This is a genomic window from Collinsella aerofaciens, assembly GCF_020181355.1.
In the GTDB taxonomy this organism is placed as follows: domain Bacteria; phylum Actinomycetota; class Coriobacteriia; order Coriobacteriales; family Coriobacteriaceae; genus Collinsella.
On the sequence record NZ_CP084004.1, the window covers coordinates 414,860 to 438,197 of the forward strand.

General features: G+C 56.9%; 23 protein-coding genes and 1 tRNA gene. 6 read left to right on the plus strand and 18 right to left on the minus strand.

Features of this window, described 5'->3' with window-relative positions; all coding sequences use genetic code 11:
* The first annotated feature begins 43 nt into the window (after positions 1-43).
* A complete protein-coding gene (gene lacG / locus LCQ44_RS01780) occupies positions 44-1,465 on the plus strand; it encodes a 6-phospho-beta-galactosidase (protein WP_225093910.1) in 1,422 nt (473 codons plus the stop codon).
* A gap of 194 nt (positions 1,466-1,659) precedes the next feature.
* Here the strand turns inward: lacG and LCQ44_RS01785 are convergent, their stop codons facing one another.
* Positions 1,660-2,424, minus strand: coding sequence for a DeoR/GlpR family DNA-binding transcription regulator (locus LCQ44_RS01785; protein ID WP_225093911.1), 765 nt, complete (start codon positions 2,422-2,424; stop codon positions 1,660-1,662).
* 206 nt (positions 2,425-2,630) lie between these two features.
* Here LCQ44_RS01785 and LCQ44_RS01790 point away from each other — a divergent pair, with 206 nt between their 5' ends.
* Positions 2,631-3,683 (plus strand): aldose epimerase family protein, encoded by a 1,053-nt coding sequence (locus tag LCQ44_RS01790; RefSeq protein ID WP_225093912.1) that lies wholly within the window; start codon positions 2,631-2,633, stop codon positions 3,681-3,683.
* A 325-nt stretch (positions 3,684-4,008) separates the two neighbouring features.
* Here the strand turns inward: LCQ44_RS01790 and LCQ44_RS01795 are convergent, their stop codons facing one another.
* Positions 4,009-4,491 carry a PTS sugar transporter subunit IIB gene (locus LCQ44_RS01795; RefSeq protein ID WP_117772918.1) on the minus strand — a complete coding sequence of 161 codons (483 nt, stop codon included), beginning with the start codon at positions 4,489-4,491 and terminating at the stop codon, positions 4,009-4,011.
* 157 nt (positions 4,492-4,648) lie between these two features.
* On the opposite strand from LCQ44_RS01795, the gene LCQ44_RS01800 reads away from it, so the two are divergent.
* Positions 4,649-4,724, plus strand: a tRNA-Thr gene (locus LCQ44_RS01800).
* A gap of 192 nt (positions 4,725-4,916) precedes the next feature.
* On the opposite strand, the gene LCQ44_RS01805 is transcribed toward LCQ44_RS01800, so the two are convergent.
* Both LCQ44_RS01805 and LCQ44_RS01810 read right to left on the minus strand, forming a co-directional pair.
* Positions 4,917-5,522, minus strand: coding sequence for a hypothetical protein (locus LCQ44_RS01805; protein ID WP_225093913.1), 606 nt, complete (start codon positions 5,520-5,522; stop codon positions 4,917-4,919).
* Between the two features lie 24 nt (positions 5,523-5,546).
* Entirely contained in the window at positions 5,547-5,954 is a 408-nt protein-coding gene (locus tag LCQ44_RS01810) for a hypothetical protein (RefSeq protein WP_225093914.1), read from the minus strand.
* Positions 5,955-6,301: 347 nt separating this feature from the next.
* Here LCQ44_RS01810 and LCQ44_RS01815 point away from each other — a divergent pair, with 347 nt between their 5' ends.
* Entirely contained in the window at positions 6,302-6,499 is a 198-nt protein-coding gene (locus LCQ44_RS01815; protein ID WP_225093915.1) for a hypothetical protein, read from the plus strand.
* A 36-nt stretch (positions 6,500-6,535) separates the two neighbouring features.
* Here the strand turns inward: LCQ44_RS01815 and LCQ44_RS01820 are convergent, their stop codons facing one another.
* The 6 genes from LCQ44_RS01820 to LCQ44_RS01845 form a co-directional block, all read right to left on the minus strand.
* Positions 6,536-8,173 carry an ATP-binding cassette domain-containing protein gene (locus tag LCQ44_RS01820; protein ID WP_225093916.1) on the minus strand — a complete coding sequence of 546 codons (1,638 nt, stop codon included), beginning with the start codon at positions 8,171-8,173 and terminating at the stop codon, positions 6,536-6,538.
* 272 nt (positions 8,174-8,445) lie between these two features.
* Complete coding sequence (locus LCQ44_RS01825; RefSeq protein ID WP_217108213.1) at positions 8,446-8,787, minus strand: hypothetical protein; 342 nt, start codon at positions 8,785-8,787, stop codon at positions 8,446-8,448.
* A complete protein-coding gene (locus LCQ44_RS01830; RefSeq protein WP_195404844.1) occupies positions 8,784-8,987 on the minus strand; it encodes a hypothetical protein in 204 nt (67 codons plus the stop codon). Before LCQ44_RS01830 ends, LCQ44_RS01825 begins: the two co-directional genes overlap by 4 nt.
* Positions 8,988-10,076, minus strand: coding sequence for a radical SAM protein (locus LCQ44_RS01835; RefSeq protein ID WP_225093917.1), 1,089 nt, complete (start codon positions 10,074-10,076; stop codon positions 8,988-8,990).
* Between the two features lie 8 nt (positions 10,077-10,084).
* Positions 10,085-10,798 carry a hypothetical protein gene (locus LCQ44_RS01840; RefSeq protein ID WP_225093918.1) on the minus strand — a complete coding sequence of 238 codons (714 nt, stop codon included), beginning with the start codon at positions 10,796-10,798 and terminating at the stop codon, positions 10,085-10,087.
* Positions 10,799-11,004: 206 nt separating this feature from the next.
* Positions 11,005-12,267 carry an IS30 family transposase gene (locus LCQ44_RS01845; RefSeq protein WP_225093555.1) on the minus strand — a complete coding sequence of 421 codons (1,263 nt, stop codon included), beginning with the start codon at positions 12,265-12,267 and terminating at the stop codon, positions 11,005-11,007.
* A 657-nt stretch (positions 12,268-12,924) separates the two neighbouring features.
* Here LCQ44_RS01845 and istB point away from each other — a divergent pair.
* A complete protein-coding gene (istB, locus tag LCQ44_RS01850) occupies positions 12,925-13,719 on the plus strand; it encodes an IS21-like element helper ATPase IstB (RefSeq protein ID WP_225093919.1) in 795 nt (264 codons plus the stop codon).
* A 496-nt stretch (positions 13,720-14,215) separates the two neighbouring features.
* Here the strand turns inward: istB and LCQ44_RS01855 are convergent, their stop codons facing one another.
* From LCQ44_RS01855 to LCQ44_RS01875, 5 genes are all read right to left on the minus strand, one after another.
* A complete protein-coding gene (locus tag LCQ44_RS01855) occupies positions 14,216-15,151 on the minus strand; it encodes a relaxase/mobilization nuclease domain-containing protein (RefSeq protein ID WP_225093920.1) in 936 nt (311 codons plus the stop codon).
* Positions 15,152-15,177: 26 nt separating this feature from the next.
* Positions 15,178-17,091 (minus strand): type IV secretory system conjugative DNA transfer family protein, encoded by a 1,914-nt coding sequence (locus LCQ44_RS01860; RefSeq protein ID WP_225093921.1) that lies wholly within the window; start codon positions 17,089-17,091, stop codon positions 15,178-15,180.
* Entirely contained in the window at positions 17,092-17,589 is a 498-nt protein-coding gene (locus LCQ44_RS10075) for a plasmid mobilization protein (RefSeq protein WP_422110601.1), read from the minus strand.
* Positions 17,590-17,755: 166 nt separating this feature from the next.
* Positions 17,756-18,622: a DnaB-like helicase C-terminal domain-containing protein gene (locus LCQ44_RS01870; RefSeq protein ID WP_225093923.1), complete on the minus strand. Its 867-nt coding sequence runs from the start codon at positions 18,620-18,622 to the stop codon at positions 17,756-17,758.
* On the minus strand, positions 18,610-18,864 hold the full coding sequence (locus LCQ44_RS01875; RefSeq protein ID WP_225093924.1) for a MerR family transcriptional regulator: 255 nt from the start codon (positions 18,862-18,864) through the stop codon (positions 18,610-18,612). Before LCQ44_RS01875 ends, LCQ44_RS01870 begins: the two co-directional genes overlap by 13 nt.
* Before the next feature lie 292 nt (positions 18,865-19,156).
* Here LCQ44_RS01875 and LCQ44_RS01880 point away from each other — a divergent pair, with 292 nt between their 5' ends.
* On the plus strand, positions 19,157-19,891 hold the full coding sequence (locus tag LCQ44_RS01880; RefSeq protein ID WP_225093925.1) for a hypothetical protein: 735 nt from the start codon (positions 19,157-19,159) through the stop codon (positions 19,889-19,891).
* Between the two features lie 37 nt (positions 19,892-19,928).
* On the opposite strand, the gene LCQ44_RS01885 is transcribed toward LCQ44_RS01880, so the two are convergent.
* The 3 genes from LCQ44_RS01885 to LCQ44_RS01895 all read right to left on the minus strand — a co-directional run bounded on the left by LCQ44_RS01885 (position 19,929) and on the right by LCQ44_RS01895 (position 23,293).
* The gene (locus LCQ44_RS01885; protein ID WP_225093926.1) at positions 19,929-21,206 is read right to left on the minus strand and encodes a site-specific integrase; all 1,278 of its coding nucleotides are present in this window, start codon (positions 21,204-21,206) and stop codon (positions 19,929-19,931) included.
* A gap of 480 nt (positions 21,207-21,686) precedes the next feature.
* Positions 21,687-22,160 carry a NanQ anomerase/TabA/YiaL family protein gene (locus LCQ44_RS01890; protein WP_117772916.1) on the minus strand — a complete coding sequence of 158 codons (474 nt, stop codon included), beginning with the start codon at positions 22,158-22,160 and terminating at the stop codon, positions 21,687-21,689.
* Positions 22,161-22,357: 197 nt separating this feature from the next.
* A complete protein-coding gene (locus tag LCQ44_RS01895) occupies positions 22,358-23,293 on the minus strand; it encodes a hexose kinase (protein WP_055251199.1) in 936 nt (311 codons plus the stop codon).
* Positions 23,294-23,338: the final 45 nt, after the last annotated feature.

The window sequence follows — 23,338 nt, forward strand, 5'->3', positions numbered from 1 at the left end:
TCGGGCACCTCTCCCTATTCGTATCCCACAGAAAGGATGCCTCATGAACAACCCCATGCAGTTCCCCGACGGCTTTGTGTTTGGCGGCGCCACCGCTGCTTACCAGGTTGAAGGCGAGACCCGCACACACGGCAAGGGCAAAGTGCCCTGGGACGATTTCCTGGCAGCTCAGGGTCGCTTCTCCCCCGACCCCGCAAGCGATTTCTACAACAAGTATCCGGTCGATATCGACCTGTGCCAGCGCTTCGGCATTAACGGCATTCGTGTCTCCATCGCCTGGAGCCGCATCTTCCCCAACGGCATTGGTGAGATTAACCCCGAGGGCGTCGCCTTCTATCACGAGCTTTTCGCCACCTGCAACAAAGCTGGCGTTATCCCCTATGTCACGCTCGATCACTTTGACACGCCCGAGGCCTTTTATCAGGATGGCGGCGAGGGTTTCCTGACGCGCACGACGATCGATGCCTTTGTCGAGTACGCCAAGTTCTGCTTTGCCGAGTTCACCGAGGTCAAGCACTGGTTCACGTTTAACGAGATTCCCGCGACCGCCGAGGGCAGCTTTATCGTCGGCAACTGGCCGCACGGCGAGAAGTACCGCCTGGACAAGGCCTTCCAGCTCATGCACAACATGATGGTGGCCCACGCCAAGGCCGTCGTCGCCTTCCATGAGGGTGGCTTTGAGGGCGAGATCGGCATTGTCCAGAACCTGGAGCCCAAGTATCCCCTCGATCCCAACAGCGCTGCCGACTGCGAGGCGGCTCGTATGGCCGACGTCATCAACAACCGCTGGGTACTCGACGCCACCTTCCGCGGCCACTATGCAGCCGACACCATGGAGGCCGCGACCAAGCTGGCCCATATCGCCGGCGGCGAGCTCGACGTCCGCGACGAGGACATCGCCGCGCTGACCGCCGCGCTCCCCTACAACGATTGCCTGGGCGTCAACACCTACAAGTGCCAGTTCCTGCGTGCCGCCGAGGGCGAAAACGACATCAACCACAATGGCACCGGCGACAAGGGCTCCTCGCGCTGGTTCCTCAAGGGCGTGGGCGAGTCATGCGTGCGCGAAGGCGTACCCACCACCGATTGGGACTGGATCATCTATCCCGAGGGCCTCTACGACCTGCTGCTCCGCATTAAGAACGATTACCCCAACTACAAGAAGATCTACATCACCGAGAACGGCATGGGCTATAAGGACGACTTCGAGGACGGCTTTATCGACGACGCCCCTCGCATCGACTACATGCGCCAGCATCTCGCATGGATCCTCAAGGCAATCGACGGCGGCGTAAACGTCGACGGTTACTTTGTGTGGTCGCTGCAGGACCAGTTCTCCTGGACCAACGGCTACAACAAGCGCTACGGCCTGTTCTACATCGACTTCGAGACCCAGAAGCGCTATCCCAAGGCGAGCGCGTACTGGTACAAGAACGTCGCGGAGACCGGCCTGCTCATGGCCTAACTATTGCCGCATACCCCCTGTCGGCCGCATGAGAATCCCTCCACGGGTTCGCATGCGGCCTATTTGTTTTGGCTCGGTTCGAACAGGCCGTTTGTCTCGATCTGTAACATCTAGCAGGGGTTTTCGGTCCCAGCTGTTACAGATCGAGACAAACAGGACGTCCGGTCAGAAAATCTCAATCTGTAACACCTAAGCTAGCAGATGACCTGCGTGTGCTCCTCGATGGCGGCGCGATCCGCATCGGTAATACCCGGCTCGCACACCACGGCATCCAAATTGTCCAGGCGACAGAAGGTATAGAAGTCGCGCTTGCCGATCTTGCTGGAGTCGGCGATCAGATAGCGCGAGTCCGCCTTGCTAAAGGCAAGCTGCTGGATACGGCCCTCGTCCATGTTGGATGTGGATACGTCACCGTCCAAGATACCGTTGGCGCCGATAAACGCCGCATCGATGCCCAGCGCACGCAGGGTGTCCTCGGCCGTTGGCCCCACAAAAGCGGCAGTGCGGCGACGGTACATGCCGCCCACGAGGCACAGGTCGCAGTCCTCGCGCGCCTCGAGCAGGTTAAACACCGAAAGCGAATTAGTCACGATGCGCAGGCGAAACGCCGGCAGCATCGAGGCCATCTGCTCAACCGTGGTGCCCGTACCCAAAAAGATGGTCGAGCCCTCCTCGATGAGCTCAACGGCGCGGCGCGCGATCTGCAGCTTTTCCTCGGCATGCTTGGTACGCTTTTCGCTGTGCGAATACTCGTGGCGCAACATAGCATGTGGACGGCCCTGCGCGCTACGGGCTCCACCGTGCACGCGCTCAATCTCACCTAGGCTCGCAAGCTCCTCAAGATCGCGGCGGATCGTCATATCCGAGACGCCCAGTGCGTCCGAGATCTCCTTGACCGAGACCGTGCCCTGTTCCTCGAGCAGCTGACGAACCTTATCCTGTCGCTCCGCCTTAATCACGATGAATCCTCGCCGTTCTTTGCGCACATATCATTCAAACAGTAACGAACAAATTGTATCAGACTCGTGCCTGTCAAAAATCAACGCCAGCACAGCTCCAATCATCACTTTTTTGAGAAAAATACCCCCTGCTTTAGTGGGGTGTAGTGATAATCTCACCTGTTCGCGCTACAGTTTGTCGGAAATACCTCGATGTTAGGAACCAAATGATCACTTCCGAGCTTTTCGGCACCGCGCCGTGCGGCACCTCCGTTCATCGTTATACCCTCAACGGGCCCGAGATCTGCGTTCGCATTATGGACTATGGCGCCACCGTGCTGGGTATCGATGTGCCCGACATTCCCGGCAACGTGCGCGATGTGGTGCTGGGCTTCGATAAGCTCGAGGATTACTTTGACAACCCCGCCTGCTTTGGCGCGACCATCGGCCCCGTGGCAAACCGCACCGCGGGCGCCACGATCACCATCGACGGCACGGACTGGCATATGCCGGCCAACGAAGGCGTCAACAACCTGCACAGCGATCTTGAGCATGGTCTGCACAAGCGCGTATGGGACGTTGAGCTCGACGAGACTCACAACGCCGTGCGCATGACCACCTCGCTTAAGGATGGCGAGCTGGGCCTGCCCGGCAACCGAATCTTTACGGCTGTGTTTACCGTTACGCGCACCGGAGTCTTCCGCATCGAGTATGGTTGCGAGAGCGACCGCGCCACCTACGTGTCCATGACCAACCACACGTACTTTAACCTTGCCGGCCATAACGCCGGCATGGACTGTGAGCACTTCTTTATCGCCAACGCTGCCCACTACTTGCCCATTAACGAGCAGAACATCCCCACCGGCGAAATCGCTCCGGTCGAGGGAACACCGTTTGACTTTCGCGAGCTGCGCCCCGTCGCACCCGGCATGGAGGCCGACGACCCGCAGATTAAGCAGGCCCGTGGCTACGATCACTGCCTGTGCATCGATGGCTATCAGTACGGCCGCAACCTGCGTCGCGCCCTACATGTCGAGGAGATGTGGACCGGTCGTGAGCTGGACTACTACACCACCGCCCCGGGCGTGCAACTCTACACCGGCAACTGGCTGGGCGACGAGCACGCCAAGGACGATGCCAACTATGGCTGGGGCGCCGGCTTTGCCCTCGAGGCCGAGATGTACCCCGACACGCCGCACCAGCCGCTGTTCCTGCAGGGCATTGTGGGTCCGGGTCACCCCTACAGCAATATGATCGAATACCACTTTATGAGGCACTAGGCCCACAACGCGACATCTCGCACAGCAACGCCCGCCGGCACCACCGCCGACGGGCGCTGCTTCATGCCTAAATCCTTCTTTTCGATGCCACCGAATTGGTGACATAACAAAACTATGCCGAATTACTACGATGAACCCACTATGTCCGACCACGCGCTGGTTTATAAAAATTAGCAACTCGTCTACCTGCGGTTTTATTCTCTGCAAATTTGGCATGCTCGGCGATAAGCAATTCATCGTAGTAAACCGGCATAGTTTTGGCGGACAGCGCCACACAGATCCCCTACGAAGGCAAAATGATCCGTTTTCCTCCGTCCCCAAGGGATCAGTTGAACAGATTGCCGATGGGGTCGGGGGCGGAACTGGGGAGATAGCGGATTTCTAGTTCTATTCCGAGCTTTTGCAGCTCTCTGAGAACAGCGACGTCTGTGTCGTCTACGGCAACTGCGGGCGTTGCGGGACGCTTGCCCTCCCCTGCCTGCATATGACCAATGCTGATCTTGGTGATCGGCACACCGCCCTTAACCAGCGCGAGCGCATCGGAGGGTGAGGCCACCATGATCAGAATCAATTGGCGAGGCGTTGCGGTATGAATGACGTCGATGGTCCTTTGCACCGAGAAAAACCGCGTCCAAACGCCTTCTGGCGCCGCCACCCTCATGGGTGCCCATTGGCGCGAATCTGCCGCGATCTCATCGTTGACGATTAGGACAAGGTTGGAACCCACGGCTTCGTTCCACAGCTCAACGTCTTGTCCGTAAATGAAACGGTCGTCGATGCGTGCGAGAAGAATCTTGGGTTGAGTCATCGCTGCCCCATTCTGTTTGAGACCCGTAAGAGCAAGACATCGCGTCTCCAATATTAGTGCATTTAAAGTGAGAAAAGCCGTCAGAACACTTGCGCGGATTTGCGATGTCCCGTATCATAGACAGCCGTTGACGCCTCAGTTGCGCCATCACATGGCCGCCAGCGTAGCTCAGTTGGTAGAGCACCGCTCTCGTAAAGCGGGGGTCACCGGTTCGAGCCCGGTCGCTGGCTCCATTGCATTAGTGCAGCTCAGAAGCGTAATTGCTTCTGAGCTTTTTTGTTTTCGCGTCTCTTTCCTCCTTCTCCGAGGAGTGAAAAAGGGGTGAAAAACTTTTTTAACTGTTTTCCATAAATAGTTAGCATCATCCAACGTTCACATTAGATCGAACAACAATCCTGTTACGCATAGCCTAATTCCGCTGAGTATCAGAGAAGAACGTCCGGATTATATGCATCCAGCTTCGCTTCTCCAGTCGCCAGTGACTCCTCCAGCCGGTCAGCATATTCAACAATAGAGCCGTAGAATATGGGAGTAAATCCGAACTTTTCGATAAAGAGGGGTTCCGCTACGTCAATCCTCTTCTTGGCAACCGCGGCCTCATCCTTTTCATAGTACCCAGTGCCAGGAATCCGCTCGTTTGCCTGCGGCAAGCACTTAAGCTGCCTACACAAGCGCGCCGACCCCTTTGAAAGACCCATAAAGGTGATAGCACCAGAGATTACGCCACCGACGCCCACAACAACCTTGCCAGCGGCATTCCCCACCGTCTGCTTTGTTATCTTGATACCCATGAAGCTCAAGAGCTTCTTCAGGATCGGATACCAACTGGTCTTGGTTAGCGACTGGCGAGCGACCTTTTTCGCGACCGCCTCTTGGGCGTTTTTGGCGATTACGGTTAGCATCGAATTCGCGCTGCCTACACCCATCATCACACCGAGCAACACTGCCATTTCGTAGAGAGTCTCGTCATCAACGTCGTCACATTCTTCAAAAAAGGTCTGCCAGCCATACAGGTATGCCAGTTTCTGCATAATCCTGAATGCGTGCACGTAGTATTACGTAATATCGGCAGGAATGGTGCCCACCATCGCGACACCTCCGGGAAGACCCGCTGCAAAGGAAAAGGCGGTTGACTTCTTTGCCTCATAATCAATTACTTCTCTAGCAATTCTATCGATCAGGCCCACATCGATTCCGGCGGTAACGGGGGTCGTTTCCACGGCAAACTCGACGACATCTTTATGGACACCCTTCCTCCTCAGCTCCGAGCGGAGGAAATGGGGACGATCAATTCTCACTCCCTTTAGCCGAGCATCTTTTTTCATAAAGTCAATCAAAAATCTCTGGGCCTCCGCCAACTGCTCATCGCTCTTGTCTTTTAACTCTGCAAAAGCCGAATCAACGAGAACAGCGACCCCAAGGCCCTCGCCCTCGTTTTTCTTTCCAAGCAGCCTGACGTCCATACAGCCTTCCAATCAATGCGCCGCGCGGGCTATCGCGTTCTGCGACAGGCCGGACGCACGGAGCCTGAGGGCCTCCCTGGCCCTTATCCTTCTCGCCATGCTGTACCTCCTTGGTCTCGGCTGCATGGACAGCCGGAACGTACCAGGGGGACGGTGCCGACGGGAATATCGGCGGTGCCGAACGGCAATATTCGGGATGTGAGCGGACGGTGTGTAAGCGCAATATCGCCGGTGTCAAAGAGGACAATTACTCAAACAGGTGAAGGAGGGCATCGAGGAGGATAAGTAGATTTACGGTGGCAATTAAGAAGCCAACTCGCCGCGTCATGCCCGTTGGAGAGGCGAGCATGACCCTCATGGGTAATCAAGACACACGAAACAAAGGGGATTCGACAAGTCGCAAGAAAGGGGAGTGCATCACCTTTTGGGTTACGGAAGAGCAGAAGCAAGAGATGAGCACCTACGCGGCGGAACACAACACCACGGTATCAAGGATCATCATCGAAGGCCTTGAGATACGCATGGGTAAAGGGCAATCATTATAGCTTAGCCTTCTGCAATTGCTGCGACTCGATGCGGTCCTATCGATTTGCGCAACGGTGTGACGCGTTATCTAGACTGACGATCGTTTCCGCTGCATTTGCCAGCTCATTATCATGTGAAACAATGATAATGAGCTGTTTCAATTTGTTGTTTCTGACATACGAAGCGAGTTCGGCTCGGCTTGTTTCATCCAATCCAGTTGTAGGCTCATCGAGCACCAAGACTGATGGATTACGGGAAATTGCCGACCACAAGTATACACGGCGCAGCTCACCACCCGAAAGTTCAGGACAACGTTTCTCAAGCAAGCCCTCTATGCTGGTTGTCAACGACGGTAGCTCATTCATATGCTGGTGCTTTGTAAAAAATGGGGTGTTGAAATAATCCAACAGGTCCCGAACCGTCTCATCTGGAGCGAAGCACGGTTGGGGGCAGCACGATATCGTGTCTGAACGTATGTAATCCAAATTGCATTTTTCAATCGGCATGTCGTTGTATGTTACTTTGCCTGCCGATGGATACAGCCCAAGGAGCAGGTAAAGGAGCGACGTTTTTCCTCTTCCATTTTCTCCGGTTATGCAGTATGTTCCAGGGCCGGAGAAATCGAAGGAAAATCCGTCAAGAACCTTTCGGGGAGATCCGTCTGGAAGGGGTACCGTAAAATCCAACTTGGAAACAGAAATGCGATTTATTGTGTCAATCTTGACTAAACCTGTCTGATCTTGCTCTGGTTCCGGTCCCACCTTTCCCATGGCGCTCATCCTGTCCCACGAAGCCTTGGCATCCTGATAGGACTTGAACAGGTTCATCGTGTTTTTCAAGGTTTTAAATAGGACGGCAAAATATGCACCGACGATGGTGTATTCGCCTATCGTCATGGTTCCATTGATGATTCGCACTCCGGATACGATGAGTATTATCGCTTGAAACACGGCAGCAAAAAGGCTGTCAATCGATGTTAGTGAGAATGAGAGCTTTCCCGAGTGCAAGACCTTTGGAAAATACTTTTCAAATCCGGTGTCAAGTGCTAGCTCGCTTTTATTGTATGAAGACGTTAACTGAATGTTGAGAATCTGATTCAACTGCGATGCTATTACGGCATAGAAAGCGCTATCTGCCTCCTTCTTCTCGTACATGACTTTATATAGAAGCTTTCGCAATCCGGTAATAACGAAGAGATATGCCACAAGAAGGAGGATGGAGAATAGTGCGAGGAGTGGATCAACCGACCATATGACGAGCAACACGAAAGGAATGGCGACAACAGACAGGGGAGCGCTGATAAAGTTTGTTAGAACGAAAGAAGAAACAACACCTGAGTCAGTGAAAATCCTTTGCGTCGTATAGGCTGAGTCGGTTGTTCGGTTCGTCAGAAAATTAACTCGCTCAAAGCGCAAGACGGTTTCCCTGAGTAGGTCAAAAGAAAGCTTTGTGGATATACGGATAGATAACGTTCCTGCAAAATATGAAAATAAGGCAGAAAAGACCCCTATTGAAGCTACGAGGAGCGCAAAAAGCACAGCATCCTTCTCGCTGCGATTGGCAAGAAGGAAATCTAAGAACTTTCCGTTCACATATGGTGCGGCATAGGAAAGGACGATTCCAATCGTCGTGATGGCAATGAACGTGAAAGCACCCTTTGTTTTACTAAACTTCGATAAGACGTACCGAATCAAGAATGGCCCCAATCTATCAGGTATGAAATACCAACTGATGACACCTTACACCGCGGTTCGGTGGAAACGAAGCGGCGACTAATCGGCACGAGCGCTTCCATAGAGAGTCTTTGCGAGCTGGATCCTCATAGAAACGGGAATTTTATGTTCGATCAATAGGCCGCGCACGGCAGTCGGACGGCTGAAAAATAAAACAGCCGTCCGACTAAAGCTGTAAATTTTTTCATTGTTTGTTGGGCATGCGCCTGAAGTTTCATGCAATAGGAAATCCATTATGACCATGGTCGAAATGTGAACACTACGATCGTTAGCAAGGAGACGCCAAGACCGGCAAAGATTATGATGAGCGGCAGAATGAAAGCCGCCGATGCCGATAATGGGATTTGGGACGCAAAGGCAATGATGCCCGCGAGAACGAGACCGGCTCCCGTCAACGCTATTCCGAGTCCGACCAATCTGGCAACAAGAGGAATCTTCTCGCTTGGAATATGAGCGATATGGTAACTGTGAATCAGGCCGGGATTGCCGGTCTTTACCATTAACACCCCGACAACGAGAAAGCAGATTCCTCCTACCATGCCGCCAATGGATGATCTTAGCGCTTCAGGACTCATTGCTCGTCTTGGCCACCTTGCTCGCTGAGGGGAAGTGCTGCGGCAAAAGTGATGAGGACCAGTTCATAGGCTCCAACTGCGGTGACTCCGACCGCCACATTTGCTCCCCACACGATGTAATACATGTCGAACCAAGTTTCCGTTCCAAGAGTCGATGCTCTGGTCGGATTCATGTTGTCTACTACGGGCTTCTCGTACATTTAACCCAACATCTCCTTCAACGATGAGTTCAACAGTTCATCCGCGGTATCATCAATCAGGTCAACGTGTAGATCACCTCCCATATCTATATCGCAAATTGTGTCGGACATACGCTCCATGTCGTCAATGGTCCACATGTGGTTACAGAGGTCTTGAACCAGTTTTGTGGACCAAATTGAGCTAAGTCCGTTGTTCCAGTAATCCTCAAGAGGGTGGTTTCTGATGTTGCCAACCACTAACGGGATATACGGAGAAACGACGATGTCGCCGTTTGCGTGCACTGAAACCTGATCTAATAGATATCGGTTATCAGAGAAGCGAATTAGATGGTCGACGGGGTCGCCCCATTGCGGTCGGACATTCGGGTGCTTCCGAAGGAAGTCGTCCTCTTGAATGGTGTGAATCAACGTACGGTATTGGGAATAGTCCGGTCTAATAAATGTGTTCTTTCGCGCACGGCCCAAAACCATGAGGGGTTGGACACGTAGTTCGATAAAGTCACCCGGCGTCCTCTTCGGCCTGTTAGATTTGGTGAAAATCTCATCTAATAGTGAGATGACATCGGGAAACTGTTCGGTGTTGAACGACGTGGGCGTAAATGCGATAGCAAGGTGCAAATCGGAATGGTTGAGTACGGTGGCAACTGCTTCTTCGACGATTTCGAAGGCTCCCTCATGTCCCCTCAGCCTATCGTGAGCTGACCCAATGCCGTCTAGGCTAAATTGGATGCTTTTGAGTCCGGAATCTTCTAAATCTCGGAGAAGGGATTCCGTGAGGAGAAGCCCGTTGGTTACCAGGCTCGCTGCAACATTCCCATCTCGCAATATGGGAAGGCAGCGCAAGATATCTTTACTGCGCAACAAGGTTTCTCCTCCACAGAAACACATGCTGTAAAGCGACATGTCTGCCATTTCCTTTGCGAAAACAAAAAGTTCATCTGAGGTCAACTCGTCGTGCATGACCTCATTCTCGCCGCTGCTGTTATAGCAGTGCAGACATCTCAAGTTGCACTTGTTTGTTATGTCAAGGGCGACGTGATGTGGCGCTCTGAGAACGTTGGTGTACTTGTTTTCCGAAACTCGTCCCATGGTTCCTCTTAACAGACTTCTGAAAAACAGTATACATTCATGCAGTCGCCGTCGCTGCACTCACCTGGAAAAGTGCCAGCGCAAGTGAATTCTGGCTCATTGATAAGATTTCGAATTCCTTCGTTTGATGCAATTTCCTTGCTGGTTAGGTTCAGGTGGAAAAAATTGGGAACATCGCAAAATTCTTGACGATAGAAGCTGGCCGCAGCGGCAATACATTGAACGGCGATGCTTGCGGGGCACAAAAGAAGACAGATGTCTGCGTATCTGAGTAAGGGATTGCTGGAGGGGGCGAGGCCGAGTAGACCGGTTGGTCTCCCTGACTCATATACAATGAAAAATTCCTTGCTCAGATTGAACAATCCGTTTCGCACCTCTAGCGGTCGTTCATACTGCTCGACGGAAAGAGGCCAACCGTAGACAATTGTGGGACTTTCTGGTTCTGATGAGCTCGCCTGGCTTGCCAGGGAGCAAATCAGGCGAATATCGTTTTCTTGGGCAAGCCGTATATGGGTCCCATTGTCCACGCAAATCTCATCGGCAATGGGTGTGCCATTTTCGGTCGGAGTTTTGACCCATCCTATTAGTCTCGATACGCTGAAACCTCTCATTGCCGAGGCTAAGTCAGATTTGAGCATGTCCGGATTGGCGTCTGGAAACTTGTCGCACATCCGATTAAGGATTGTTTCGACGGTGTTTTTACGGTTGATTTTCAATCTCAACGCAACAGCCTGAACGGGCCCCGCGTTTCCGCAGCTAGCGCAACGCGGAAATAGCCCCCGGCACCTGCTCGTCGCCTCGTTTCCGCAGGTGGAGAGGCTGTGGAGGCCGGTGCCCCCATGCCGCCGCCGCATGCTCCGCCAGCCCGCCGCGCAGCCGTTCCGGACTCAGCGCAACGGGCCCTCCGGCCCATGTCCCGGCCCGCCGCCTATCCCGCCAGCGGCCCCTCGCCCCTCGCGGCCCTGGCCCTGTCGATGCAGCCGGGCGTGAGGTCGAGCTCGCCGGGCGCCAGCTCCTCTATCCCGAACGCGTCCATGAGGGCGGAGGCGTCCTCCCCGAGGGCCGCCCGCAGCACGCGCGCCGGCGTCAGGAACCCGAGCGCCCCCCTCGGCTCGGAGTTCACCTGCGACATGAGCAGCGCGCAGTCCGCCGCCGTCAGCCGGTCGAACCTGGCCCCTGCGCCCTTGGGCAGCAGCTTCCTGATCTCCACGTGGTTCTTCTCGCACGCGCCCTTCTGCTGGCTCTGCCGGGGGTCGCAGTAGAAGAGCCTGGTCTCGCCGTCCCGCTCGCCGAACAGCGCCGCGATGGCGCCCTCGTCGGCGAACTCGCTCCCGTTGTCGGTGAGCACGGCGCCGAAGGCGCGCCTCGCGCCGTCCTCGCCGAGGACCCCGCGCAGGGAGGAGAGCGCCGCCAGGACCGAGGCGCACGTGCCGTCCGGCAGCGGCAGGGCCAGCTGGAAGCGGCTCGGGCGGTGCAGGAGCGTGAGGAGCCTGGCGGAGTCGCCCCTGGGGCCCTCGACGGTGTCCATCTCCCAGGCCGCGGCGCAGGCGTCCTCGCCGAGCGCGAGGAACGACGCGTGCGACCTGCGCGCCGAGTGGGACGTCGCCCTCTTCGGGGCCCGGCGCGACCTCGGCCTGTAGCCGACCTTGCGCCTGAGCTCCATGTTCGTCATGCCGTCGTAGCCGGCGTCCACCCACCTGTAGACGGTGGAGGCGCTGAGCCCGGGGGTCGTCGCCGCTATCTGCTGCGGGGAGAGCCCGCGCGCGAGCCCGTCCCTGATGGCCGCTAGCTTGGCGGCGGCGCCCTCCTCGGTCTCGTCGATCCCGGACCTGCTCGCCGAGAGCTCGGCGTCGGCCGCCTCCTGCGCCCTCCTGGCGCTGTAGAACACCCTGGGCCTCCTCGAGCAGCCGTAGCCCCTCCTGTGCGAGCAGCCGTTGCAGCACCTCGGCCACGCGGAGAGCCTGGGGCAGGCCCCCGACAGGTCCGCGGGCGCGGGCTCGCCGTAGCGCGAGCGCGGCGCGGTGACGTAGCGGTGCGCCGCCACCTCCCTGGTCACGGTCGACGGCGACCTGCCGAGCTCCGCGGCGATCTCGCGGGCGCTGCGGTTGCGGTCGAGCATCCTCTCGACCGTGTTCCTCTCGTGCCTCGTGAGCCTCCCGTACGACCTTCCGGACGGCTTGGGTCTGGACATGCCGGCCTCCCTCCATCGCGGGCCGGGGGATTCCGGCCCCTCTGGGGTTGCCTACCCGGATTCGCGCCTCAGGACTCAGCGCAACGCGTTGCGCTGAGTCCTGAGGCTGTTGCAATGAAAATGAGAATCAAGGACGGTGTTTTTACCATCGCACAGAGAGACGATGTAGCTCCCGCTTCCGTTCAACATGATATAGTTCAGCTCATCGCGTCCGGTTAGAACAGAGCGGTACCCGTTCTTTTCCTCTCTTGAGTATGGGAGAGAAATCGATTTCGGGATAAATCCCCTTATTTCGTCAAAGCTCCATTCCATAATTAATCCCTCCTTGTGTCTGTTTGAATATGAGCCGATTTTAGGCTCTTCGGTAGTTTCTGTGGGCGAGACATCAATTTTTCCGCAGGTGGATGCAAAAAAGTTCCGCATATAAGGGAAACGGCCCCGAGAGGGGGCCGTTTCCGCGCCGGGCAGGGTAGGATTTCGCTTGCTACATCAACCTACCGGAAAGGCCCTGACGCATGAACAGGATACTAAGCCGCGCGCTCGCGCTGGTCCACACCGTGATCGAGTACGCCAGCATCGACGGCGGCAGGACAATCGTCGGCGTCAGGCCGTGGACGAGTTTCGGGCTGCGGTGCCCCGTCTGCGGGAGGGCAGCGAATGCTACGACAGGTCGCCAAGGCCGCGGCTGTGGCGCGCGATGGACCTGGCGAGGTCGACCTCTCCGCGCTCGGGCTGCACGAGATGGCGGCGTCCCTGCCCGACTACGTGAGGATGGTCGCCGCGGGCGAGCGGGGCTTCGCCTCCGCCTTCGAGGAGATGACGCGCGTCGAGGTCGCCGCCCGGGAGGTCAGGATCACCAACCAGCGCATTCGGTCGTCGGGGTTCCCCTACGTCAAGGGGCTGGCGGACTTCGACTGGGACTTCCAGCCGTCGGTCCCGCGCGCCGAGATCGAGGAGCTCGCGACCCTGAGGTTCGTCGAGCGGGCCGAGAACGTCCTGTTCGTGGGGAGCCCCGGCGTGGGCAAGACGCACCTCGCCGTCGCGCTGGGCATCGAGGCGGTCAGGGCGGGGCGCGAGGTCAGGTTCGTGGACTGCGCCCGGCTCGTCGAGGACCTGGAGGACGCCTCGTCGCGCGGCATCCTCAAGAAGAGGCTCAAGTACTACGCCCACTCGAGGCTGCTGATCATCGACGAGCTCGGCTACCTCGACGTCGGCAGCGCGGGCGCGGACCTGCTGTTCCAGCTGATATCGACGCGCTACGAGCAGCGCTCGACGATCATCACCGCCGACGTGGGGATCGGCGGCTGGGGCAGGGTGTTCGGGGACGACGTGGCGGCGAGCGCGATCGCGGACAGGGTGTGCCACCACTGCCACCACTGCCACCTGGTCAAGATAGCCGGCAGGTCCTACAGGCTGAAGGACCTGCCGAGGGACGGACCCGTCAAGGCGTGACCGGAATCGGTGAAAATACGTTAGCGCAAGCGGTGAAGCCGCCTTTGCGCGAACGGCGCGTTTGATTAGTGAAACTGGTGAAAATTAGATTGACGCTAACAGGGGCGTGCCCGTCGCGGCGTTTCACGGGGATGTCTCGCGCCATCCCCGGACCCCTTCGCGCCAAAGGGACGAGTCCCCTTGGAACCCCGGGCCGCCGCCGGCGGGCCGTGAACGGCGGGACAATCACTCGGCTTCAACTCGCGATCGCCCCGCCGGCTCTCGCTCCGGCTCCGTTCGATGGCTCCCCTGGGTCGCCATCACTGCGCCTCCGCTCACCTGTCCCGTTGCACTCCGGTCGATTCGGCCTACGCTTCTCGGGGCATGCAAGATATGTATTCCGTGCAACGGAATATCTTGCCCGGCCGAAGCCGGGATGTGCGAACCGCTCCAAAGTCGCTCCCGCAGAACCGTGCAACAGGCTTACCGGCTGTTGCACGGACCTCAGATATGAAAGTCAGTCCCGGCCTCTTTCGTCATCCACACCCTCGCGAGCCAGCTCCCACGCGGCCCGTATGGCAAGGTCGATTCCCCTTGCCGTGAACCTCATAATCCGCCCGGTCGAGCGGTTGACGGCGTAGCCGAGCCTCGCGCCGTTGATCTTCCTCGTCTTGCCGAGGGACTCCGAGTGATAGCGGTATTGCAGCGCCCCCCGCTTGGATCGGGCGATCTCGATCCCATCCGATTCCAACCGCCTTGCAAACTCTCCGAAGCGGTCGGGGCAGCTCTTGAGCCTCCCGACCTCCTCTGCCCTCTGGGCGACAATCGCTCGGACCCTTGCGTTCTCGGATTTGTCGGATCTCCCCTTCTTTGCCATCTCGCGCTCCTCGCGACCGGGCTGGCGCGCGTGCACCTTCGAGTTCGAGAGGCCCCTTTCGAGCTGGCTCAGGCCGTACTTCGTATCGAGCTCCTTCACCGTTCTCACGCGGGATTTCGCCGCCGCCCTCGCCGGCCCGTCGTTCAGACGCCGCCCAGTCTCGAGGTCCGTCCTATTGATGGCGAGGTGAGCGGCGAATCGGGCCGATCCATCCGACCTGCACCTCTCCTCATGCAGCACAATCACGATCTCCTGGTTGGGATAGCGCTTGGCGATGTAGTCCCTCGCGTACTCCATGCAACGCGAGGGCGTCATCGGCCCGCCGTTGCAGGAGCACTCGTCCGGGTTGAAGCCGATCACCTGATGCTGCATGTACGTGCACCTTGCGCCCTGCTTCCCGGGCCGGTTGTGCCCGGCCGCCTCCCGGGTGGCGTCCATTTCCTCGAACCATCGATCCTCATCGATGATGTGCTGGGTATCGTGGTCCAGGACTTTCTCCCTGTCCCAATCGAAATACCGCTTGAGGTTTTGGAGGTGCTCCCCGCTCATGACGCTCGCCTGCTTGATTGCGGTCATTTTCCAACTCCCTTCAAAAACCGCCGTCAGTCGACGAAGAGGCCGGACCATCCGTCGGCAACAGGCGGCTCCGCGGCCTCTTCCTCGAATTCGGGAGTCCAGAGATCGACGCCGTCCTCACGACCCATTTGCCTTGATATCAGCCTGGCCTGGTATTCCATCCTCTTGGCCGCCTCGTGCTCGCGCGTCCCCAGATCGAAGTGCTCCTTCGTCGGCATCCGCGTGCAATCGCAGACAGGGGCCCGGAAGCACCCCGCATGTTCCCTGCCCACGCCGTTCTCCGCGGTCTTCACCACGATGACGCCGTCCTTGTCGGGGGACATCTCCGTCCACTCCCAAGGATGAATCAGGTCGTCGGCGTGCTCGCTGTAGGATGTCGACCCCGTACCGCCCGAAGGCCCCCTGCTCGAGCTGGTTCCCATGGTGTGCCGCGTCGTCTTCCCGACTAGCTCGGTGAAATACTGGCGGTCCTCGGCCTCGCCCAGTTTCATGGCGACCTTGACGCCGCAGTTTGCCAGGATCTTCTTCCGTCCGTCGCGCTCGCCGTACTTGTTCAGCTGAGAGATGTTCTGGACTGCGCCCATCCAGAACAGGTCGTACGAGCGCCCAAGGCTGAGAAGGCTAGGCAGGCACTCGACCTTCGGCAGGTTCCCCCATTCGTCGCCGAGGATGGACACCGGCCGCGGCAGCTTTCCACCAGCTGCGTCCGCGATGGAATACACGGCAGCGTAGAGCTGCTCGAACAGGACCGCCGCGATCGCGTTGTAGGGGGAGCCCTCGTCCATCACGTGGAGGAACAGCGCGGTCTTCTCGCTCAGGATTCTACTCGGATCGATATCATCGCCCGAGACCATTCGCGCAATCGGCGCCGAAGCGTAGATCCTCAGGTTGACCTTTAGCGTGGAAACGATGCTCCTCAGCTCGTTGCCGCCGCTCGAGATGAACTGTGAGGCACGCGAGCGGGCCGGATGCCCCTGCGGCAGGGAACGGAACAGGCCCTTCAGCGGCTCACACGGATCCTCGCCGGCCCCCTCCGTCCCCAGGCACATGATGTGGTAGACCGTCGCGAGGTGCTTGCAGCCCCGCGGGCAGTCCTCGTCCAGCACGACCAGAAGGATCGTCGCGGCGAGCAGCGACCGCGCGGATTCCGTCCAGTGGCTCGCCTTCGCATCGCCCTCCCCGGCGATGAGCGTACGGGCGACGGCATCCGCGGCCTGCTCAGCCCCCGGCAGATTCCCCCCGTTCGCGAGCCTATCGACCATTTCCAGTGGATTGAACGTGTCGCTCTTCTCGGGATGCTGGGCGTCCAGCAGAAGCACCCGGTACCCGCGACGCTCCAGCTCGTCGCCCGTCAACTCGATGAGCTCACTCTTCACATCGGACACGATAATGGTCTGCGGCCTCGATTCCCCGTCATCCGCCCCATACGTCAGCAGATCAATTGTCGGGATCAGCAGCGATCTTGATTTTCCGGCACCCGTTGAGCCGTCGAGGAACATGTGCCGCCTCGGTTCGAACAGATACTTGGAGCCGAACAGCGTCTTCTCAAACCCGTACACGAATCCTCTGCTTTTCGGCTGTCCGTGCCCGTCCCAAATCTCCGAGCCCCGGATGGTCTCCGGCCCCGTTTTCACCCGCGCCTCCCCAAGTACACCTCCGTCGGCGGCTCGCTCCTTCGAGGAAGCCGATAGCTGCATGAGCACGAATACCGACAGGAACAGCGCGAACGAGGCGAGACAGCCAGGGACGCAATGAGGCCCCACGTTAATCCACCACCAAATGGTGTTATCCACGCTCAGGGTGAATCCGATCGAGCTCAGCTCGATTGGAAATCCGAGGATCATGCAATCGAGGGGAATGGCGATAAGTGGCGCAAACCCCGCGGTAAGCAGCGCTGCGAAAACCAGCGCCATGACCACCTTCTCCTTCACGAGAACCACCTACTCTCTCGCACGGGCGAGTAGGTCGTTGACCCAGCCCACCGCCGTCGAGACGATTGATGTCGCCCGGTTGAGATTATTGAGGACGACCGGATCGGACCCGTAGGTGTTGAGGGCGCGGACCGCCTGGTTGAGGTTCGTGCCGATCTTCTTCAACTCAGTCCTGATACCGGCAAGTTCCCCCGCGTCGGCGACCCTGACCGGCTTCTCGCCGCAGAGCAGGGCGGCATCGCGCATGAAGGAGGACGCCGGCATGTTCATGGCCGCCGCCTTCTCCTCGATAGCCTTACGCTGCGACTCACTCATCCGTACGTTGATATGCGTATTCATGGAAGTCATAACCATCCAATCCGAGCGGGGCCGACGCATCGGCCCCGCCCCTTTTATTAAGTTGAAATTGTTTGGAGCATCTGACCGATGCGCCCAATCCTCACCCTCGCCCAGACATCGAAGGGGACTCCCGGCAAGCTGCCGAGATATATACGGTATGGTCGCCATTGTTCTCTATAGATATCGAGAGCATCGAGCAGGCGCTTCCATTCCCAAATGAGCTCATCGGCCGAGAGCAGAGGAAGATCCCTGTTCTCGGCGCGCGCGAGCTCATCGGACGACAAGCATGGATTGGGAGCCCGGTATCCACCAATGTAGGGTCCGGGCTCCATAATTAGCCGATTTCGGTAAACATCGCTGCTGGTGCGTTGAACTCAAACTCGACAATACCGCAGGAACCGTAACGGTTCTTTGTGATTGAAGCAATGACGGGCCGTTTTTTAAGCAACATATTGGCATTACGCTCTTCGGGCTTATCGCCCTTAATAGAAAGCGACATAACGAGATCTGCCGAATACTCGAACATGTTGCACCCGCCTATCGCCTGAAGCCCGGTGGTCTGCTTGTCGTAATTAACGCGGTTAATTGATGAGATAGCGAAGAGCGGACAATGGGCCTCATCCACGATTCGGCGGAGCTCGGAAGCGACGAGCTTGAGACCGATACGCTCGTCGGCAATGCGCAGTTCCTGCGGCAAAGAGACGATTTGCGCGTAATCAACAATAACCAGTGGCGGTTCGCCATGTTTATCGGCAACCTCTTCGATTGCCTTTCGCATCCCGGCATATTTAATTTCACCAGGAATGATATACATTCGCTCGGCGATGCTGCGGGCGTAAATGTCGAGAACCTTCTCGAAGAGCCCGCGTTTGTCCTCAGACATGCCATCGCCGTTCATATCATCGTGCGTGAGCTCGCCGCCCGAGATGCGGGTGAGGCTCTTCGCGAGCATGCTGTCTCGCCCGAGCTCGCCCTCAAAGATGACCACCGGATGGCCAGCAATGGCCCATCCGTCGGCGATTTGCTGCATAAACGTTGTTTTACCCGTACCGGGTCCGCCGGGGACGATGCACAGGTATTGACGAAGACCTCCGAGGATAGTATCCAGCGCACCGTGTTCGATATGCCCAAGCGGCCTATTCTTTAAGATACGCAAGGCGGTCTCGTCGAGGCCGACGCTCATGGGATTTAAAGCCGGCACGGTTCGCTCGCCTCCAATTCATGGAGGTATGCAAAGAAGCTCGATTCAAGGATGTAAATGCGGCGGTGCAACGCAATCGCGCGCCCGCTCTCCTTCATCATCTTCGAGGCCGTAACCGGACTCAAGCCGGTTATCTTGCACACTTCAGCGATGCCAAGAAGGCGCTCGTGGCCCAAGTTGGAATCAGAAGAAACCGCAGTTGATGCTTGTACGGCAGCGTACGGTTCAGGCTCTACAATCATGGTAGAATCCTTTCAGGCTAGCTCGCCCCTCCCCCTTCGTCGCCAAACTTAGATAGGGAAGGGCGGGCGGCTTTTTAATCAATGACCGAAAATAAAATAACTCCTTTCAAACAAGCTGGTCAGGCGCTTACTGTTTATATTGTAACACTGTCTGTTGCACAATCATATCTAGTTACAGTTCTAATTTCTAATTCACTTTCTGACTGTATAGACTTTATTGTCTGACTGATTTAATATATATACAACGATGATTGGAGTGGTTATGGGACGTTTACCATTATCCGGAAGTAAGATGCGGAAAATTAAGTTCGGAACAACTGTTCAGGCGACGACCCCGGAGAAAATCGAAGAGCTACGCCTCAAGAACCCCGAATCAGTCAGAAGCACCGGCGAGGCTATCGACTATCTATGCAACCTGCTCACGGGGTTGCAGCCGAGGGTCGCCAGGGCCCTCGATGAGGCGTGCCTCAGGGAAGCTCGGCAAATCACCAATGAAATGAAGGCCCTTCCCGTTGACGGATCAGAAGAAATGAGTTTTAGTCAATTGGAACTTTATCGAGAGCAATTCCAGAGGCTCCACGACCATTTCTCTTTATATTGCGAGAAAGAGGAGAGGCCCCAGGGAATGAGACGGGTCGATCTCCTCGGCGGCGATTACGCTGTCCTCCCCTCCTCTTGGACTTTATTGGAAACAGAGGAATGCGCGAAGTCTTGCAGCCAGGTCGGAATTATCGAAATTCGCGGCGGCGCAAAATACGATGCGCCTCATTTTGCCTTCTTCCATAACGGAGAGTACAGTCAAAAGGACAAATTGCAGCGCGCAACCAAACTCTGGCCCCGCATGACCGACGTGATGCGCGACGAGGTCAAACTGGTCACAGATGATGAGGGACATTACCTAAATATGGACGAGCACCTAGCCGCCCCCATCATTTGTTATTTCAACCTTCTAGATGCCAGCTACTATCAGTCTATGGAGCTGGAGCCGCCATATGGCGCAATGATCTACCGAAACAATGTCGCTTAAAAAAGAGGCCCCAAAGGGGCCTCTTTTTTAGCCCTTTTTAGCCCTTCAGCAGATCATCCAGCACTGATGCTGCCTTCTGGTCATTTGCCTCGATAAAGTGGCTATAGATAGACAGCGTCGTCGATGGGCTAGCATGGCCCAAACGCGCCTGGATCGTCTTAATGTCCGCATTGGCACCAACGAGCAAAGTCGCTTGCGTATGTCTAAGCTCATGAGGCTTCAGCCCGCTATAACCCGTATAGCGGGTACGTTTGACGCCGTCACTCCCAATGACTTCCCTGCTCTCCTTAAAAGTACCGAAGCCGTTTTTCGCCGCAAACAGCCTAAACGCCCTTGAATAGTTATGTCCATCCATCCGGGTCACAAGAGCCCGTTTGCCGTTGGCGGCGTCAACGATCCCAATGGAATGGACAATGGGCGTTTCTCCAGTCTGCCCCACTGCAAAGGAATCGAACTCACTCCGCTGAATGGCTTTCCACCTGTCCAGATAGTCGGCAAGTTCATTTCCAACCGAAATCTTACGCCTGCTCATCTTTGATTTAGGCGGCCTCAATGTCCTGTCGTTCGTATATTGCTTTACTATCCTCAGAGTCTTGGCGTCGGGGTCATAATCCTCCCATGAGAGACCAAGGGCCTCCCCCTTCCTCAAACCGCAGAGAAGTAGAAGCATTGTGCATGTGATAAAGGAAGATGGCTTCTCCTCCAAAAGGACCGCAAGAAGCCTTGCCGCCTCATCGGCGCTCAGCGCCTTACGAGCCTCGACATTCTGCTTGGGCAGTTTCACTCCCCTACAAGGGTTTTTGCCCACGAGGTCGTTATCGACGGCATCCTCCATTACCTGTTTGAGCTTGATGTGGATGCGGCGAATTTCACTTTCGCTGAATCGGCCTTCTTTTCTAGCCTTGGCATAAGCAGTGCGAACGTCATCCGATTTAAGCCGAGTGAGATCGGGATTGCCGAACAGCTCGCGTATGTGACGAATGTCCAAACCTTCACGCTCATAAGCAAGAGGTGATCCCATGGTCGACTCCCTGTTCGCGTGAAACCTGTCCGCATAATCTGATAGGCCCAGAGGACCATTGCCACGGTTGGAAGCGCCCTCAAGTTCAGCTCTATAGGCCTCCAGCGCCTTGGCGACTTCACTCGGCCAGTTTTTCGGGTTCTTGCTTCTGCAGTGAACCCTGCGTGACGGACTACGGCGGTACCGTCCTGTCTCCGGATCTTTTCCCAGGGAAAAATAAATCCGATAGACGCCTTTGCTCTTATCGATGCATTCCGATGTGCCGCGAGCGGTCTTTTTTATCAATCCCTGCAATCATATCCCTCGTTAGATTTTCGATTAGGCTTGCTGGCAAAGCCTTTAAAGCTTTGCCAGCAAGCCTAATCGAAACTTTTCACACTTTCAAGTCTCTCTAAGTGTGAAAATAGTGGGAAATATGATTCTAATAGCTAGCTCAATAATTGTTAATTACCTATTTCTACCTGCGCTTCCTTTTAATTCAGTGAAATTGGCCTCATCTCGTCAAATGCCGAATTCACGTACTCGTAAAGCGGGGGTCACCGGTTCGAGCCCGGTCGCTGGCTCCATTGCACAAGATAGCCGCCTTCGGGCGGCTTTTTTGTTGCTGATTTCGGGCGCGCTTCCGCCAATCCAAGCACAACGCCGCCGGAAACTCTCCTACTCAACAAAAGCCCCGCCAACCGCAATCCCCAAAGGAACCGCGTTCAGCGGGGCCCAAGCGAGCTCCCCCAAGGGATAACGCTCGCAACACGAACAGCTCAGCCGAGCAGCGCGCTACTCCTCCCAGTAAGCATCTGCAAGCAGCTTAAAGCAAATCTTCTTGACCGGCTGCGCGCCATCGCCCTGGAACTCGAGCGTGGGCATGTGAGGCTCGCCGGCAACAAACAGCGCAAACTTGTCGTCAGCAAGATCGCCGGCGATCGAGGCGTCGGAATCGACCAGATCGTAGTCGTCCTTCTCGTCAAACTCCTGAACCAGCGTCAGGCTGCCCGTGGCAACCTTAAAGGCCTCGCGACCCTCGACATCGATCTGCAGGTCGTGATAGCGCTGATGCGTCTCATAGTGAGCCTCGGCTTCGGGACGCGTCGTGGGAGCCATGACGTTCGCAAAGACCTTGTCGCCCAGAATCGGATGGCTGCCGACCTCGAGCTTCGCCGGATCGTTCTCCTCGAGCCAGTCGATCAGCACGTCGAGGCCCTTGAGCATTCCACGGTACTCCTCGATATCGCCCAATGCACCGTAAATCATCTAAATCCCCTCTCGGATCGTTTCTTTGGCGGCTACTCGGCAAACGCATTACCGACGCTGTTGCCACCCACATGCGTCTCGACCAGGGTAAGGTCGGGATTGAACACGACAGTGTCGGCGTCGCGCCCCGGCATAATGCTACTGCACTTGTCGTCGACATGAGCTGGCAACCGATGCCGGGGCCGCAGCACAAGCTCCTACAGCTCGGTCACGACAACGCCGTTGTAAACCTCGTCCCAACGATCCATAACCAAGTGGCCAGTCATGGGATCCATGGCATTGAGTTTGCCGCAGGTGTTGGCGGTACGCAGCACCGTCTCGTCGTCGGCTCCGGCAGCAATCGCATGTGCGAAGCCGGCAATGGTCGAATCGCCAGAGCCCGTAGCGTTAACGGCGGGGATATCGGGGGTCTTGGCGCGGAACGCACGGCCGTTATGGAAACCAACGGAGCCGGCAGCGCCCATAGATACGACGACCCAGGGGATATCGGAGAAGCGGGCGTCAGAGGCGAGCGCGGAACGGAGCTCGTCCACATCGTCGGTGGTAAAGCTCGTGCCCAGAAGGCCGTTAATTTCGGTCAGGTTAGGCTTAACCAGCTCAGGCTTGACCTCGGACTTGAGCGCAGCCTCGAGCGAGGCGCCCGAGGTATCGAGCAGCACCTTGGCGCCGGCGTTCTCTGCAATGCCCGTGATCTTAGCGTAGTAGTCCGCCTCGACGCCGCGGGGCAGCGAACCCGAGATGGTAACGACATCGGCCTTGCTCGCAAGCTCGGCGAACTTGGCGGTAAAGGCATCGAGCTCCTCGGGGGCAATCGTCGGGCCGCTCTCGAGCAGCTCGGTCTGGTTGCCGGCGTGGAGGATGTTGAGACAAATGCGAGTCTCGCCCTTGATGGGCACAAAATCATTCTTAATGCCGTTAGCATCCATGAGCTCGGCCATATAGGCGCCCATATGACCACCAAGCAAGCCGGTTGCCACGACATCGTCGCCCAGCTGGCCCAGGACGCGGGCCACGTTGAGGCCCTTACCGCCGGCGGTCTTTTCGGGCGTCACGCGGTTGACGTCGTCGATAATGAGCTCATCGAGCTGATAGCGCGTATCGACGGACGGGTTCATCGTAACGGTGAGGATCATTTCTAGCTCCTTATCTCGCAGGCTCCTTATGCCTTGCAAAACGAA

Excerpts from the sequence above, each read along its gene's own strand:
- lacG (WP_225093910.1), top strand. The coding sequence starts at position 44 with ATGAACAACCCCATGCAGTTCCCCGACGGCTTTGTGTTTGGCGGCGCC.
- LCQ44_RS01790 (WP_225093912.1), top strand. The coding sequence starts at position 2,631 with ATGATCACTTCCGAGCTTTTCGGCACCGCGCCGTGCGGCACCTCCGTT.
- LCQ44_RS01795 (WP_117772918.1), bottom strand. The coding sequence starts at position 4,491 with ATGACTCAACCCAAGATTCTTCTCGCACGCATCGACGACCGTTTCATT.
- LCQ44_RS01805 (WP_225093913.1), bottom strand. The coding sequence starts at position 5,522 with ATGCAGAAACTGGCATACCTGTATGGCTGGCAGACCTTTTTTGAAGAA.
- LCQ44_RS01810 (WP_225093914.1), bottom strand. The coding sequence starts at position 5,954 with ATGGACGTCAGGCTGCTTGGAAAGAAAAACGAGGGCGAGGGCCTTGGG.
- LCQ44_RS01815 (WP_225093915.1), top strand. The coding sequence starts at position 6,302 with ATGACCCTCATGGGTAATCAAGACACACGAAACAAAGGGGATTCGACA.
- LCQ44_RS01825 (WP_217108213.1), bottom strand. The coding sequence starts at position 8,787 with ATGAGTCCTGAAGCGCTAAGATCATCCATTGGCGGCATGGTAGGAGGA.
- LCQ44_RS01830 (WP_195404844.1), bottom strand. The coding sequence starts at position 8,987 with ATGTACGAGAAGCCCGTAGTAGACAACATGAATCCGACCAGAGCATCG.
- LCQ44_RS01835 (WP_225093917.1), bottom strand. The coding sequence starts at position 10,076 with ATGGGACGAGTTTCGGAAAACAAGTACACCAACGTTCTCAGAGCGCCA.
- LCQ44_RS01845 (WP_225093555.1), bottom strand. The coding sequence starts at position 12,267 with ATGTCCAGACCCAAGCCGTCCGGAAGGTCGTACGGGAGGCTCACGAGG.
- istB (WP_225093919.1), top strand. The coding sequence starts at position 12,925 with ATGCTACGACAGGTCGCCAAGGCCGCGGCTGTGGCGCGCGATGGACCT.
- LCQ44_RS01855 (WP_225093920.1), bottom strand. The coding sequence starts at position 15,151 with ATGACCGCAATCAAGCAGGCGAGCGTCATGAGCGGGGAGCACCTCCAA.
- LCQ44_RS10075 (WP_422110601.1), bottom strand. The coding sequence starts at position 17,589 with ATGGCGACCATACCGTATATATCTCGGCAGCTTGCCGGGAGTCCCCTT.
- LCQ44_RS01875 (WP_225093924.1), bottom strand. The coding sequence starts at position 18,864 with ATGATTGTAGAGCCTGAACCGTACGCTGCCGTACAAGCATCAACTGCG.
- LCQ44_RS01880 (WP_225093925.1), top strand. The coding sequence starts at position 19,157 with ATGCGGAAAATTAAGTTCGGAACAACTGTTCAGGCGACGACCCCGGAG.
- LCQ44_RS01890 (WP_117772916.1), bottom strand. The coding sequence starts at position 22,160 with ATGATTTACGGTGCATTGGGCGATATCGAGGAGTACCGTGGAATGCTC.
- LCQ44_RS01895 (WP_055251199.1), bottom strand. The coding sequence starts at position 23,293 with ATGATCCTCACCGTTACGATGAACCCGTCCGTCGATACGCGCTATCAG.